The following is a 17035-nucleotide window of genomic DNA, read 5'->3' on the forward strand; positions in this document are numbered from 1 at the left end:
CAATCAAAACTTATCTTCTTCACACACACCATAAGTTTTGATAAGTCATAAGGCTTATCGTCATTAAATCAATAACGATATGCAAAAACCTAAGTTAGGTTTCTGGGATATTTGGAACATGAGTTTCGGATTTCTCGGTATTCAGTTTGGTTTTGCCCTTCAAGGCTCTACCATGTCACGTATTTTTGAAACATTAGGAGCAGAGGAGTCTGAAATTCCATTATTATGGATCGCAGCGCCTCTTGCGGGTCTTATTGTACAACCCATTATAGGTTATCTCAGTGACAATACTTGGCACAAAAGATTAGGACGTCGTCGTCCTTTCTTTCTTATAGGGGCTATTTTGAGTTCTATCGCCTTGCTATTTATGCCTTATTCTTCAGAAGTATGGATGGCTGCGGGCTTACTACTCGTGTTAGATGCCTCTATTAATATCTCTATGGAGCCCTTTAGAGCGCTTGTTGCAGATAAGTTACCAGAATCACAACGCAGTTACGGATTTGTTGTACAAACCTTAATTATAGGTATAGGGACATGGGTAGCCAGTAACTTACCTAAATGGGTCAACAATACATTAGAAATTTCAAATGAAGCTGCTCCTGGAGTTGTTCCAGATTCTGTTAAAGTAGCTTTTGGGGTGGGTGCTTTTGTTTTTATCACCTCCATTCTCGTAACCATATTAACTACAAAGGAATATACTCCTGAAGAAATGGCTGCATTTGACGATGCCGGGAAGCCAGAAGAGAAAAAAGGAATGCTAGCTACCATTTTAGCGACCTATGCTTTAATGCCTTTAATAATGAAAAAATTAGGAGTGGTACAATTCTTCTCTTGGTTTGCATTTTTTGCGATGTGGACACTCGCAAATCCAGCACTTACCAGCCATGTATATAACGCCTCTAAACCAGACGTTATGGAGTTTGCTCAATTGACAACTAATGAGGATGGGGAAGAAGAAGCGGTTAGGTCTCTAGAAAATGAAATAGTGTTTTTAAGTGAAACCTCAAAAGCAACATACAAAAACTTAGATAAAGCTTACAATGAAGCTAGTGATGATGTGGGTTCTAAAATGGGTATCTACGGATTAACCTCCATGATTTTTGCATTACTTCTTACTTTCTATACGGCTTACAAGTCCATCAATAGAAAATACATTCACATGGGAAGTTTGCTCGCAGGGGCCCTCGGTTTCTTGTACATGTTTCACAGTCCGGGGGCACCAGATAACCTCTACATATCATTTGGGCTCATCGGTATTGCTTGGGGGAGTATTTTGTCCATGCCTTACGCGATGCTTTCCAGCTCTGTAGAATCCTCTAAAATGGGATTAATGATGGGGGTTTTCAATATGTTTATTGTCATTCCACAAATTATAGCCGCTATAGGAGGGGTCGTTTTACTGCACAATATAATTGGAGAAGAATCCATTCACGCGATGACTATTGCTGGATTATTCTTGGTTATTGCCGCATTCTCTAATCTACTAATTACAAATAAAAAGGCGATTACTTATCAGCCTGCTATTACAAACGAATAAATGGTTAAAAAAGCATTCATATTTGATTTAGATGGCGTTATCGTGGATACAGCAAAGTTCCATTTTATAGCTTGGCAACGATTAGCGGCGTCTTTAGGTATCAATTTCACAAAAGAAGAAAACGAACAACTCAAAGGAGTTTCTAGGGTGAATTCACTCAAGAAAATCTTAGAATGGGGAAATAAAGAAATCTCTCCAGAAGTTTTTCAACAAAAAATGGATCAAAAGAACGAAGAGTATCTCGATCTTATAAAAAGCCTAAGTACAAAAGACATCATGCCCGGTGTGCATGACTTCCTTTTAAATTTAAAAAAGCAAGAGCAACCTATTGCTTTAGGAAGTGCAAGTAAAAATGCGCGACCTATTTTACAAAAGCTAGGAATACGAGACCTCTTTGAAGTTATTGTAGATGGAACGGACGTTACTAAAGCAAAACCAGATCCAGAAGTATTCCTTAAGGCTTGCCAGCAATTAAATTATACAGCTCAAGAAAGTATCGTTTTTGAAGACAGTGTCGCAGGAGTGCAAGCTGCAAATAGAGCTGGAATGATCTCCATAGGATTGGGAGAAGAAAACATATTGCATGAGGCAGATGAGATTTTTACTCACTTTACAGATATGCCTCAGGATTATATCAACACATTACTAAGTTATAAGAAATGAATCAAGAATATATAATACCAAACGCGTGGTCTATCATCGAAGAAGGGTGGAAGCCTTCTCAAGTAGAATCTAGCGAAAGCCTTTTTTCCATCGGTAACGGTGCTATGGGGCAACGAGCAAATTTTGAAGAAAAATATTCAGGAGATAGCTTTCAAGGAAGTTACGTAGCAGGTGTTTATTATCCAGATAAAACCAGAGTAGGATGGTGGAAAAATGGGTATCCAGAATACTTTGCAAAAGTGTTAAACGCACCTAACTTTATAGGAATAGATGTTTTTGTAGATGGAGAAGAGTTGGATCTTGCGACCGTTCAAGAAGTGAGCGATTACCGTCGCGAGCTGAATATGAAAGAAGGCTGGTACGAGCGTTCTTTTGTAGCTCATTTTTCAGATGATAAAGCGATTAAAGTCGTTGCGCGCAGGTTTATGAGTCTAGAAATAGATGAGCTTGCAGTAATGAACTACGAAGTCACAGCTGTAAAAGGAGATTTAAGAATTTCTTTTCAGCCGTATATCGATGCAGGAATTACTAATGAAGATACCAACTGGGATGATAAGTTTTGGGAAGTAGAAAAACTGGTTTCTGAGGACCATCAAGGGCTGGTACGCAGCCGAACGAATAAAACCAACTTCTATGTAGCAACTTATATGCAATCGGAGTTGATTAAAAATGGTGAGCACGTGCAATATGCTGAGCATTTTGATCAGAATGATGCCGTGATCAGACATAAAGTTGGTTGCCATATAGCTCCAGGCGAAAGCGTCACCCTTATCAAGTATGCCGGTTATGTTTCTAGTATAAATCATGAACATTTAGAATTGTTTACTGCTGCAAAAGCTGTTTTACATAAAGCGACTGCATTAGGTTATGAAAGTTTGCTTAAATTGCAGGCAGATTCATGGGCGCAAATTTGGGCCATGGCAGATATAAGTATAGACGGTGATCTCAAAGCACAGCAAGGGATTCGTTTTAATATCTTCCAACTGAATCAAACTTATTCAGGTAAGGATTCTCGTCTTAACATAGGTCCTAAAGGATTTACTGGAGAGAAATATGGAGGTTCTACCTATTGGGATACAGAGGCTTATTGTATCCCTTTCTACATGGCTACCAAAGATCAACAGGTAGCACGTAATTTATTGAGATATAGATATGAGCAGCTAGACAAGGCCGTTGAAAATGCTAAGAAATTAGGGTTTTCTTCTGGAGCTGCTCTATATCCAATGGTTACTATGAATGGGGAAGAATCTCACAATGAGTGGGAAATTACCTTTGAAGAAATACACCGCAACGGGGCGATGGTTTTTGCTATTTACAATTACATTAGATATACCGGAGATTATAGTTATGTTCCAGAAATGGGATTGGAGGTAATGATTGCTATCGCAAAATTCTGGCACCAACGGGCGACTTATTCACAGCCAGCTAAGAAGTACATGATTCTAGGCGTTACTGGACCTAATGAGTATGAGAACAATGTCAACAACAACTGGTATACCAATTACTTAGCAAAATGGTGTATGGAGTATGCCGTAGAAAATATTCATAAAGTAAAAGAGACCTACCCATCTGATTACGATCGCATCATGGCCAAAACCCAACTGACAGATCGCGAGATCTCCTCATGGATGGATGTGGCAGAAAATATGTACATGCCTTTTGATGAAGAGTTAGGAGTCTACTTGCAACAAGACGGCTTTTTAGATAAAGAAATCATTCCTGTAAACGAGCTTTCTAAAGAACACAGACCTATCAACCAGAAATGGTCTTGGGATCGTATTTTGAGAAGTTGTTACATCAAACAAGCTGATGTGCTGCAATGCTTTTACTTCTTTGAAGACCATTTTACCAAAGAACAACTGTCCAAGCACTTTGACTTTTATGAACCTTTAACCGTTCATGAAAGTTCGCTTTCTCCTTGTGTTCACAGTATACAAGCAGCAAAGTTAGACCGTATGGATCAGGCTTATGAGTTCTATTTAAGAACCTCTCGTCTCGATCTTGATGACTATAATAAAGAAGTGGAAGAAGGTTGTCATATTACCAGTATGGCGGGAACATGGATGAGTATTGTAGAAGGTTTTGGAGGTCTTCAAATTATTGATGACAAACCTAGTTTTACGACCAAACTTCCCCAACAATGGACTGGTTTCAGTTTTAAAATCAACTTTAGACATCAGATTATAGAAGTGCAGGTAACCACCTCTGGAACTAAAGTAAGTCTAGAAGGAAAGCAGCCTCAGGATATCATTCTCAACGGTGAACACATCACTTTGGAGCCACAATTTATAAATGCCTAAACGATGAATAAGCTGATTTTTCTTTTAAGTGTTGTTTTTTATTTCGCTTTCGCGAAAGCGGTAACAGCACAAATTACCGAGCTAGAGGGACCTCTAGAACACATAGAACCTAGATTCTGGTGGAGCGGAATGGAGCACAACGAAGTAGAAGTCCTGTTTCATGGGGAAAATATCTCAAAATATGACGTCGTACGCAGTGACTTTAGTATTCTCAACATAAGAAAAACTGAGAATCCGAATTATCTAATGGTAACTTTTGATATGACCCTGGAGCCTCATACCTATCAGATCGAATTATGCAATGGCGACTGTGAAGAAGGCGATGTGATTTCCATTGCTTACGATATTCTAGAACGGGAGCCAGAAAGCAGTTCAAGAAAAGGATTTGATTCTAGCGATGCGATATATTTAATCATGCCCGACCGATTTGCAAACGGGGACCCATCAAACGATAGCGTAGATGGAATGGCAGAAAAAGCAAACAGAGACCTTAAAGGTGGGCGTCATGGAGGCGATATTCAAGGGATTATAGATCATCTGGATTATATAGATGATTTGGGAGCAACGGCCATCTGGAATACGCCTTTATTAGAAGATAATGACGAGCGTTATTCCTACCATACCTATGCACAAAGTGACTTGTATCGCATCGATCCACGATATGGTACTAACGCCGATTATAAACAACTGGGTGACGAACTGCATAAAAGAGACATGAAATTGATCATGGATTATGTGACCAACCATTGGGGTGCTACCCACTGGATGATGCAAGATTTACCTATGCCAAATTGGATACATCAATTTGACGATAATAAGGGAAAGGATTTTCCTGTTGCAGGCTATGCCAACTCCTCTTACAGACAGACCACACAAATGGATCCTCATGTCAGTAAAAGAGATGCTATTTATGCAGAGAAAGGCTGGTTTGTAAGCAGCATGCCAGATATCAATCAAAGTGAACCTGTGGTATTGAATTATTTGATTCAAAATACGATTTGGTGGATAGAATATGCGGGATTGGATGGATTGCGAGTAGATACCTATTCCTATAACGAGAAGGAAGGCATTGCAAAATGGACCAAAGCTATCATGGAGGAGTACCCTAATTTTAATATAGTAGGGGAGACCTGGTTACACGATCAAGCGCAAATTGCCTACTGGCAAAAAGATTCTAAAATAGCCGCCATTCAGGATTACAATACACACCTCCCTAGTGTGATGGATTTTACTTTACACGATGCGATCATAAGTGCGTTCGATGAAAATGATCAGCAATGGGATAAAGGAATGATAAAAGTCTATGAGAATTTTGTCAATGATTTCTTATATCCAGATATTGATAATATTTTAGTTTTTGCAGGAAACCATGACACCAATCGTATCAACGGTAACGGATTATACAATGGTGACCTAGCCAAATACAAACTGGCTATGACTTTAGTTTTAACCACTAGAGGAATTCCACAATTGTATTATGGTGATGAGATAGGAATGGGTGGTAACCGAGATAAGGATGGCGACGGTGACATAAGAAGAGATTTTCCTGGTGGATGGAAAGGTGATGAGGTGAATGCTTTTAAAAATCCAACTCTAGAGCAAAAAGCCTTTCAAGAATTTACTAAGAAACTCTTGAATTACCGAAAAAATAAAGAAGTGATTCACAATGGAAAGGTCCTTCAATACGTGCCTGAAAACAATTGTTATGTTTACTTTAGAGAAAATGGGGTAGATAGCGTGATGGTGATCATCAATAATAATCCAGAAGAAGTAACTTTAGACCTTTCTAGATTCCAAGAAGGGATTTATACCGCAAAAGAAGGAACCAATATCTTGACTGATAAAAAAGTGCAATTGACTGGTGATTTAAAAGTTGCCGGTAAAACAAGCATGGTCGTAGATTATAGCTTTTAGAAATAATACAACTAAGAAATAAATTATTAAATGAAAAAACTAATTGTCCTATGTACAGCTTTGCTCCTCATAAGCTGTGGTACAAAAGAAGAAAATACACTCGATAATAGAGCTAGTGTAATCGAGGTGATGACAACTCCTATATATGAATCTTCTCAAGGAAACACCGCTGTTCTATACGCCGATTATTTAGGAACAAGAAAGGCAGATAGTGTCAGTGTAGGTAACGGAATTACAGAGCGGGAGTCCATGCCTATGGACAGCCTTTATACTTTTGAAATGCAAGAGGACGCTCCGTTTCTTTCCTATATCACTTTATGGACAGAAGGGATCAGGAACGATATTCCCGTTTTTAAAAGCAACAGTAGGATTATTGAAATCCCATATGATGGGAATTTTAAGAACGTCAGTATAAAAGGAGCGTTTACCAATTGGGCTAGTAAAGAATTGCAGGATAACGGAGAACAATTGGTTTACAAAGCGACTGTGCCACAAGGCAAGTTCCAATATCTTTTCTTAGAAGATGGAAAAGAAGAAACGCTAACAGGAAATGAACTTGGTGTCATTAGTAATGGAATGGGTGGTTTTAATAGGTTGTTGGACAATAGTCGCCTGACAGATCCTGCTCAACTTTTCTATGGAGAAATCTTAGATCAAGCTTTTACTTTTCAAGCTTCTGGAGCACTAGATCAGGTAGTTGTTCTTTATGAAAACCAGCTTATAGAAGCGGTGAAGACTACTAACGAAAACAATTATACGGTCCACTTGCCTAAAAAAGATTTCTCCAAGCGCATTTCAAAAACACAACTGGTACGGGTTTATGCCAGCGATGCCAATGGACGTACTAACGACTTATTGATTCCAGTTCAAAATGCACAAGTAGTAGAAGACCCTACTCAATTAGCCCGTAATGATTTCCATACGCAAGTACTTTATTTTATGATGGTAGATCGTTTCCTTGACGCAGATAAATCCAATACTAAGCCAGTGCCAGATCCAGAGGTTTTGCCCAAAGCCAACTATATGGGTGGTGATCTAGCTGGTGTTTTGGCAAAGATCAAAGATGGTTATTTTGAGGACCTGGGAATCAATACGGTTTGGTTATCCCCTATTACTCAAAATCCAGAAGGCGCATATGGATTGTGGACAGAGCCACGCACAAAGTTTAGCGGTTATCACGGCTACTGGCCTATTTCGAATACCAAGATTGATTACAGGTTTGGTGATGAACAACTCCTGAAAGAAATCATTGAAGAAGCGCACAAACGCGATATGAATGTCATTTTAGATTATGTGGCAAATCATGTGCATGAAGAACATCCTTTATATAAAGAACATCCAGAATGGGCGACTAATTTATACCTAGAGGACGGAAGCTTAAACACAGAGCGTTGGGACGACCATCGATTGACGACTTGGTTTGATACGTTTATGCCTACCCTAGACTTCTCCCAACCAGAAGTCGTAGAAAAAATGACCGACTCGGCTTTATATTGGGTAACCAAATATAAATTAGACGGTTTCCGTCATGATGCGACCAAACATGTTCCTGAAACTTATTGGAGAACACTTACTCAAAAAATACGTAACAATACCGACCGGCCTATTTATCAAATAGGGGAAACCTACGGCTCTTACGATTTGATAAGAGGCTATGTAAGCACAGGAATGCTGGATGCCCAATTTGACTTCAATCAGTACGATGCTGCAGTGAGTGCTTTTGCTACAAAAGATGGAAACTATGCAAATCTTACGGAGACGCTTCAAAAAGGATTGGAATATTACGGCCACCATCATTTAATGGGGAATATTTCTGGAAATCAAGACCGAGCGAGGTTTATAAGCTATGCGAGTGGTGATGTAAAGTTTGATGAAGATGCTAAAAAAGCGGGATGGACTCGTGAAATAGTGATGAGCGACTCTACCGCTTTTGATCGATTGGGAATGTTGCAAGCTTTTAATATGACCATGCCTGGAGTGCCGGTTATTTATTATGGCGATGAGTATGGATCCATAGGGGCAAACGACCCTGATAATCGCAAGATGATGAAGTTTAATGGACTTTCAGACCGGGAGAAGAACCTGCGACAACTGGTGCAAGAGTTGGTGCAATTAAGACGTAATTCTATGTCTTTACTTTATGGAACTACACAAGTGATGGCAGAGAATAACGGGTTGTTGGTGATCAAACGCAGCTATTTTGGAGAAGAAACGACCATTTTCTTTAATGAAAATGCTATTAGTATGAATATAGCTGGAAATGATGCACGCTTTCGCGAAAGCGGAACCGCAATAAACGCCATAGAAACAGATAAAAATCTCCAGATAAAACCTGGTAACTTTATGATTTTACAGATCAAAAGTAAAAAAGCAACACGCCAAATTAATTAACGAGTACATTTGAATCTGACTTTTAGAGGAGAAACAACTATAGACCAAACAAAAAAATAGAAGAATGAAAAAATACATTTTAGGATTACTTGCTTTAACAGCTGTTTTTGCTTGTAAAAATGAAGAAAAGGAAGTAGTTGAAGTAGCAATTACAAAAGAATACAGTCCTATTCAAGACCAAGATCTCGAAAACGCTATTATTTATGAGGCAAACATCAGGCAGTATTCTCCAGAAGGAACTTTTAATGAGTTTACTAAAGATATTCCTCAGCTTAAAGAACTAGGAGTAAAGGTTATCTGGTTGATGCCTGTTTTTCCTATTTCAGAAAAGAATAGAAAGGCAGAAGGGGATCTGCTCGTTGAAGATATCAAGGATCTTAAAAAGAGAGAAAAATATTTAGGTAGTTACTATGCTGTTGCAGACTATAAGAAGATAAATCCAGACTTAGGAACTTCAGCAGATCTTACAAGATTAGTAGAAACAGCTCATGAAAATGGTATGTATGTGATCTTGGATTGGGTTGCTAATCACACCGGATGGGATCATACATGGATTAAGGAATCTCCTGACTTCTATACCAAAGATGGAAATGGCGAGATGATGCATCCAGCTGGAACCGACTGGACCGATACTGCCGATCTTAATTACGAAAATCGCGATTTATGGGATGCCATGACCTATGCGATGTCTTTTTGGGTTACAGAATACAATGTGGATGGTTTTAGATGCGATGTAGCTCATGAAGTGCCTACAGAATTTTGGCACTATGCTACGGCACAATTACAAGATCAAAAGCCACTATTTATGTTGGCAGAAAGTGAGAAGAAAGATCTTTTTACCCAAGCATTTGATATGGGTTACAACTGGGAAGGTCATCACATCATGAATGAGTTGGCTCAAGGGAAAACTTCTGTTGAAAAATGGGATGCTTATATGGATCGCAATTCTAAAAACTATGAAAAAGATGATATTCTTATGAATTTCATTACCAACCATGATGAAAACTCGTGGAATGGATCTGTAAAAGAAAGAATGGGGGCAACGGCAGAAACCATGTTAGCCTTATCCTATATGATTCCAGGTATGCCATTGATTTATTCTGGTCAGGAATACGACATGGATTATCGCTTAAAGTTTTTTGAAAAAGATACCATTCCTAAAACCAAAGGAAAGACTTGGGAACTCATGAAAAAACTAGGAGCTCTTAAAGTCAATAACCCTGCTTTAAATGGTGGTAAAGATGCTGCCAGTTACAAAAGACTAAAAACCAGCGATGACAGTAGTGTATATGCTATTAAAAGAGAAAAGGATGGAGCGACAATTTTCTATGTGGCTAACCTTTCGAACGAAAGACTATCGACTGCAGTTCAAGGATTAAAAGGAAAGATCACAGATGCGTTAAGAGGTGGTTCTGTCGATTTTACAGAAGGGACCAGCCTTGATCTTCCTCCTTATGGCTATCGTATTTTTACTTTAGAAAAGTAAAAATTCTATATCTTAAGAGTAAAAAGCCCTCCGTCTGGAGGGCTTTTTTTGGTTGAGGTAGGGTCGCATCTACATAACATCTATAGAAAATTTCTTTTCAAATGAACCTGTTAGATTAATAATTCCGATAGAGAAGTATTACTTTCGATTTTCTAAATAAAACAACATGGAAAAGACCTATTACGATCCTAAAGACCTTAAAAAATTTGGTAAAATCACAGAGTGGAGTGAAGAGTTAGGAACTAAGTTCTTTGACTATTATGGGAAGGTGTTTGAGGAAGGTGCATTAAGCGCAAGAGAAAAGTCACTCATGGCACTGGCGGTTTCTCATGCGGTACATTGTCCTTATTGCATAGATGCCTATACCAGCGATGCATTAAAAAGAGGTATTACTAAAGAAGAGATGATGGAAGCCGTTCATGTAGCTGGAGCTATTAAAGGAGGGTCTACTTTGGTTCACGGGGTGCAAATGATGAATAAAGTCAACAAACTGGAGATGTAAGCAGGACGTTAACCCTGCGATAGCCAAGATTTACGTATCGCTTATCCCGAAAATCTGCGAAAGCAGACTCACCGGGATCTAAGTCTGTTGAGAAATTATTTTCGCTTTGCAAAACTCTAGAAGTTGCTATCTCAGAAAATCCAGCTATTGATTTATCTGGGATCTGGAACTTGAGTTACAGAATGACCTTGTTTCCATTCAAAATCACCTGTCGACTTATAAATTTTTCCCATAATCCTATATATGTTCCCTTTACAATTGCGGGAAAAATGGAATAATGACAGTTTTGTAATAAATTCTGACTACTTATGTAAAACCATAATAAAACGAGTACCATAATAATTAAATAAAAGACACCATAATTCATGGCTGTAAATACCAAAACCTCTTTAAAAAAGAGAGAAAGCGATTTAGCAAACATCAATAAGCAAATGGAGGTCCTTAATGGTGAGCCATTTTCAAACGGAGAGTTGCCGTATTTTGCAAAAAAAATCAAAGAAATAGGCCAGTTGCCTTTACGACCTAATACATTAGAAATTCTTCAGGTAAATGTGGGTTATATGTGTAATCAAGTTTGTGCTCATTGCCATGTGGATGCAGGTCCAGATCGTCAAGAGATCATGACTAGAGACACGATGAGGTTGATTTTAGATGTTGTAAATACCACAGGAGCCCATACCTTAGATCTTACTGGAGGAGCTCCAGAGATGAATCCAGATTTCAGATGGTTTGTTGAACAAGCGTCAGAGGCAGGAATCAAAGATTTTATCGTTCGTTCTAATTTAACGATTATAAGAGCAAACCCTAAATACCACGACTTACCAGATTTCTTTAAAAAGCATAACATTCACGTGGTGTCTTCCATGCCGCATTGGACAAAAGGAAAAACAGACAAACAACGTGGCGATGGTGTTTTTGATAAGTCCATAAAAGCATTACAAGAACTCAATGAACGCGGCTATGGAATGCCAGGCAGTGATTTAAAGCTCGACTTAGTTTACAATCCTAATGGTGCTTATTTACCAGGGGATCAAGCAAGCATGGAAAAGGAAATGAAAACGGCCTTGTTAGCCGATTTTGATATCCAATTTCACAGCCTTTTTGCAATTACCAATCTGCCGATCGCACGTTTCTTAGATTACCTAGTGGCAAGTGAGAATTATGAAGATTATATGCATGCTCTCGTAGAAGCTTATAATCCAGCAGCAGTAGAAAACGTCATGTGTAAAAATACTATTTCTATTTCATGGGACGGCTGGCTGTACGATTGTGATTTCAATCAGATGTTGGACCTTAAAGTAGATAACAAGATCCAGCACATTAAAGATTATAACGAAGATTTATTAAACGATCGTACCATTCAAATTTCGCAACACTGTTACGGCTGTACCGCTGGAGCAGGAAGCAGTTGTCAAGGAGTTGTTGCTTAATATATAACTATCAAAAAACACGTTTCAAATACCGCCATTCTTCTCTTTGCACAAACAGCAAAGGCCGATGCACTGCATAAAAAACTGGCTCATAATAGTGCCGTAATGGACGTGTTGAATTCAAAGGTTATGCGAACCGTAGAATCTACTGGTCTCGATTATTTTCATTTTACAGAAAAGGAGCAGTACGGTTTAAATTTTGGAGAACGACTTGCTAACTCTATACAAGAGGTTTTTGATAAAGGATATGAGTCGGTGATCTGTCTGGGTAATGACACCCCCTTGTTGACCATTTCCCTTATTCAAGATGCGGCAGCAGCACTGGAAACCGGTAAAGTTGTAAAAGGAAAGTCACTTGATGGAGGGGTGTATTTGATTGGTTTGCATAAAAATTTGTTTGACCACACCTCTTTCCAAGCATTGCCATGGCAATCGTCAGCTTTGGCTGTTGCTTTTCACAAATACATCGCTTCTCAAAACCAAAGACTACTCGTTTTAGAAGCTCTAGCTGATATAGATACGGAGCAAGATCTGGAAGATTTTCTCACAGGGAAAGATGCCCGTGATGCCATCATAAGAATGCTTTTAATGGCGCTTTCGCGAAAGCGGAACAATTATAAACACCTGAAAGAACCCCTATCTTATATTCTTTTTTCAACGCCTTTAAATAAAGGATCGCCACTGGCAGCTTGATCTATAGCTAAAGCCTTTACGGGCATTTCAATCATTTTTTTAAACTTTTACATGAAGGGAATTACTCTATTCATGCTACTTCTATGTGGTTTTATAGGAGCAGCTCAAATTTCTATTACGGGAATAATTAGCGATACTGCAGGCGATCCTATTGCTTTTGCAAATGTCACGGAGCGTGGTACTTCAAACGGTACTACTACAGATGTTAATGGTTTTTATAGCTTAACAGTTGCAAATGATGGCATACTCGTATGTTCCTATATAGGGTATCAAACGGCAATAATTCCTGTTGGAGATGAGGTGATTATGAACCTGACTCTTGAAGAAGGAGATCAACTAGAAACTGTAGTTGTTACCGCACTCGGGGTCAAACGTAACGAGCGAGAATTAGGATATGCAGTTCAAACGCTAGATTCTGAGCAAATTCAAGAAGTAAAATCAGTCAATCTGGTCGATAACTTACAAGGTAAAATTGCAGGAATTACAGTAACTCCTGGGGCAACAGGTGTGGGAGCTTCTTCAAAAATTACCATAAGAGGTGAAGCGAGTTTTTCTAATAACAATCCGCTGTTTATTGTAGACGGGACCCCTATAAATAACAATACTGTTTTCAACTTTTCTAATGAGGCAGCAGCTGGTTTTCAAGAAGTCGATTTTGGAAATGGTGCAGGAGAAGTGAATCAAGACGATATTGAAAGTGTTTCTGTTCTTAAAGGTCCTGCCGCTGCGGCCCTTTATGGAACTCGCGCAGCAAATGGTGCCATCATTATAGAAACTAAAAATGGAGGTAAAAACAAAGGATTGGGCATTTCCTACAACACAAGTTTCTTTGTGGACAGTGCTTTTAAATTACCAGAATTTCAAAACGAATACGGTCAAGGAAACAGCGGTCAGTTTGAATATGTAGATGGTCTAGGCGGCGGCGTCAACGATAACATTAGCTATTCTTGGGGTCCACGACTGGATCAAGGACTTTTGATTCCCCAATTTGATAGTCCGGTGACCTTACCCGATGGATCGACGGTACGTGGTGGAGATACGTCGGTATACAGCGGTTTGCCCATTACAGCAACCCCTTTTACCAGCAATCCTGATAACCTTAAGAATTTTTACAATACGGGTTATACAGCGATTAATAATATAGCGATTACAGATGGTTTTGAAAATGGAAATTACCGTTTGAGCTTTACAGATTTGCGCAGTGAGAGCATCATTCCTGGTGTGGATCTGGATCGACAGACAGTTGCTGCAAAATTGAACTTTACACCAAATGATAAAACTAAAATCCGGGCTAGTGTCAACTATGTCAATAGTGCTTCTGGAAACCGTCCATCAAATGGATATGGAAGTGAAAATGTAAATTATTCACTGGTCGCTTGGGGACCGCGTTCTTTAAATATTGACAATTTGAGAAATTACTGGCAGCCAGGGTTGGAAGGCGTGCAGCAGTATTCTTTTAATTACACCTTTTTTGATAACCCGTATTTTATACTGCAGGAAAACCGCAATAGTTTTGGTCGTGATCGATTGTTTGGAAATGTCTCGCTTTCGCGAAAGCTTACGCCAGAGCTCACGGCAACGGTACGAACAGGAATGGATTACAGCAATGAAAAACGCCGATTCATTCGTAATTTTTCTACCAATAGGTTTAGAAGCGGAGCCTATGCAGAGCACGATGTGTTTTATAGAGAGATCAATACTGATTTCTTATTGAACTATAAAAAGCAGATGGGTGTGATCAATTTTGACGCAAGTGTAGGAGGTAATCGATTATCACAAACGGCGTCCACAACACAAGTGCAAACAACCAGTCTGGCGCAACCTGGTATTTTTTCTTTGAATAATGCGGCCAGTCCTATAGAGAGTTTTGGATTTAGAAGTGAGAAACGCATCAATAGCTTTTATGCCTTTGCAAAAGCAGGTTATAAAAACTTCCTTTATCTAGAGGCAACCGCTCGTAACGATTGGTCCAGCGCACTAGCGACACCTTTTAGTGCCGCTAACACCTCTTTTTTCTATCCGTCAGTTTCTACAAGTTTTATTTTGAGCAATGTAGTGGATTTGCCCAGTGCCATTGACTTTGCGAAAATCAGAGCCAGTTATGCACAAGTGGGAAACGATACCAACCCTTACCAAACTCAAGGAACTTTTATATCTCAAACAAATGTGAACTCCCAACCTACTTTTAGCAATCAAGACTTTATTCCTAATCAAAATTTAAGGCCAGAGCTTACATCAAGTGTGGAATTGGGATTTGATATAAGGTTTTTGAAACAACGCCTCAATCTAGATTTCACCTATTACAACGCCTTAACTAAGGATCAGATTCTTTCCTTGCCTATAGGCATAGCTTCAGGCTTTAGTCAGCAAGTTGTCAATGCAGGTGCGGTAAGAAACAAAGGTTTTGAAGTGGTCTTCAATGCCATTCCTATAAGAACAACTGATTTTGAGTGGAGTGCAACCGTCAACTTTGCTAGCAACCGTGCCATAGTAGAAGACTTGCCCCAAGAAGAGGGACGATTAACACTAGCTTATTCCAGAGTTTATGACAGTCAGAATCAAACCGTATGGCATCAAGTAGAAGAAGGTGGCCGAATAGGAGATCTTTATGGAACTGGTTATTTGCGAAATGAAAATGGAGATTTTGTACTCACACCTGAAGGACGTTTTATTGCCGATCCCGAATTGAGAAAATTAGGAAACTACAATGCCGATTTCACCATGGGTTTCAATAATTCATTTACATATAAAAATTGGGATGCTTCTTTCTTATTGGACTGGAGACAAGGGGGGATTATCGTTTCCAGAACGCTAGCCTTAGGAGCAGTAGGTGGACAGCTTGCAGAAACAGCTAACAGACCCGATGGAGGGATCGTTGCAAACGGTGTGATCAATACGGGAAGCTCAACAAACCCTACTTATGTTCAAAATACTACAGCAGTTAGTGCAGAGAGTTATTACCGCCAGTTTTACGACCGCAACCACGAGGAGAATAATGTGTATGATGCGAGTTATTTAAAATTGCGTCAGTTTTCCGTAGGTTATAGTTTTGATCTGAATAAAGGGGCGTTGGGACTGTTTGATGATGGAGCGCAAATGAGAGTTTCGTTGATAGGTAGAAATCTGTTTGCTTTTAGTAAGATTCCGCACTTTGACCCAGAGCAGCTGGCTGTGCAAGGACAAGGATTTATTAATGGAGTGGAAGATATGTCTTATGCCTCAACAAGAAGTATAGGTATTAAAGCTGGGATACAGTTTTAAGAACTTGAATTTGAACTCGAACTCGAACTTGAAAAAAGGAATAAAACTACTTCCCTTGAGGGAAGGTTGGGATGTGTGTTGCGGTGTTGATGAGATGAAAACCGAGAAAGTATAAGCAGATTCCGCATCGAGTGCGGAATTGCACAAACAGATTCCGCATCAAGTGCGGAATGACAATTAAAAGAATAGCTTCCACCCTTTAGGGTTGGGGAAAGAAGCGGTAAAATGAACTCGAACTTGAACTCGAACTCCAATTTGAAAAAAAATGTCAGTTGGAGCGATAGTCGAAAACGATTATGTAACGAGAAAGAGGAACGATATCTGATTTGATTACTCAGATGAAAATTTTCGAATATTGAATATCGATCAAGGAATAATGAATATTGAAAATGAACTCGAACTTGAACTCGAGGGTATTCTCAAAAGCCATTATAAAGAAAATAGTGGTCCTTTCCTTTGGAAAGGATTTAGGATAGGCCAGAGAACTCGAACTTGAAAAATGGAATAAAACTCCTTCCCTTGAGGGAAGGTTGGGATGGGTGTCGCGGTGTTGATGAGATGAAAACCGAGAAAGTATAAGCAGATTCCGCATCGAGTGCGGAATTGCACAAACAGATTCCGCATTAAGTGCGGAATGACAATTAAAAGAATAGCTTCCACCCTTTAGGGTTGGGGAAAGAAGCGGTAAAATGAAATTGAATTCGAACTTGAATTCGAACTTGAACTTGAAATCGAATTCCAAAACAGGAGTAAAACTCCTTCCCTTGAGGGAAGGTTGGGATGGGTGTTGCGGTGTTTGTGAAATGGACAAATCTATAAACAGATTCCGCATCAAGTGCGGAATGACAGGAAACAAAC

The 17035-nt window shown here is 39.2% G+C and carries 10 protein-coding genes; all 10 read left to right on the forward strand.

Annotated features, from left to right (window positions below):
* The first annotated feature begins 79 nt into the window (after window positions 1-79).
* The 10 genes from CW736_RS05990 (at window position 80) to CW736_RS06040 (ending at window position 16177) form a co-directional block, all read left to right on the forward strand.
* Window positions 80-1537 carry an MFS transporter gene (locus CW736_RS05990; protein ID WP_101013115.1) on the forward strand — a complete coding sequence of 486 codons (1458 nt, stop codon included), beginning with the start codon at window positions 80-82 and terminating at the stop codon, window positions 1535-1537.
* On the forward strand, window positions 1538-2200 hold the full coding sequence (pgmB, locus tag CW736_RS05995) for a beta-phosphoglucomutase (RefSeq protein ID WP_101013116.1): 663 nt from the start codon (window positions 1538-1540) through the stop codon (window positions 2198-2200).
* Window positions 2197-4500, forward strand: a complete 2304-nt coding sequence (locus CW736_RS06000; RefSeq protein ID WP_101013117.1) for a glycoside hydrolase family 65 protein — start codon at window positions 2197-2199, stop codon at window positions 4498-4500. The genes pgmB and CW736_RS06000 overlap by 4 nt, the downstream gene beginning before the upstream one ends.
* Window positions 4501-4503: 3 nt before the next feature.
* The gene (locus tag CW736_RS06005; RefSeq protein ID WP_101013118.1) at window positions 4504-6414 is read left to right on the forward strand and encodes an alpha-amylase family glycosyl hydrolase; all 1911 of its coding nucleotides are present in this window, start codon (window positions 4504-4506) and stop codon (window positions 6412-6414) included.
* Between the two features lie 30 nt (window positions 6415-6444).
* Window positions 6445-8805, forward strand: a complete 2361-nt coding sequence (locus tag CW736_RS06010) for an alpha-amylase family glycosyl hydrolase (RefSeq protein WP_101013119.1) — start codon at window positions 6445-6447, stop codon at window positions 8803-8805.
* A gap of 64 nt (window positions 8806-8869) precedes the next feature.
* Window positions 8870-10291, forward strand: coding sequence for an alpha-amylase family glycosyl hydrolase (locus CW736_RS06015; RefSeq protein WP_101013120.1), 1422 nt, complete (start codon window positions 8870-8872; stop codon window positions 10289-10291).
* 166 nt (window positions 10292-10457) lie between these two features.
* Window positions 10458-10793 carry an arsenosugar biosynthesis-associated peroxidase-like protein gene (locus CW736_RS06020; RefSeq protein WP_101013121.1) on the forward strand — a complete coding sequence of 112 codons (336 nt, stop codon included), beginning with the start codon at window positions 10458-10460 and terminating at the stop codon, window positions 10791-10793.
* Between the two features lie 365 nt (window positions 10794-11158).
* Window positions 11159-12223, forward strand: a complete 1065-nt coding sequence (arsS, locus tag CW736_RS06030) for an arsenosugar biosynthesis radical SAM (seleno)protein ArsS (protein WP_101013123.1) — start codon at window positions 11159-11161, stop codon at window positions 12221-12223.
* A gap of 129 nt (window positions 12224-12352) precedes the next feature.
* Window positions 12353-12916, forward strand: coding sequence for a DUF2064 domain-containing protein (locus tag CW736_RS06035; protein ID WP_232735431.1), 564 nt, complete (start codon window positions 12353-12355; stop codon window positions 12914-12916).
* Window positions 12917-12967: 51 nt separating this feature from the next.
* Entirely contained in the window at window positions 12968-16177 is a 3210-nt protein-coding gene (locus CW736_RS06040; protein ID WP_101013125.1) for a SusC/RagA family TonB-linked outer membrane protein, read from the forward strand.
* Window positions 16178-17035: the final 858 nt, after the last annotated feature.

This window comes from Nonlabens sp. MB-3u-79 (assembly GCF_002831625.1).
GTDB lineage: Bacteria > Bacteroidota > Bacteroidia > Flavobacteriales > Flavobacteriaceae > Nonlabens.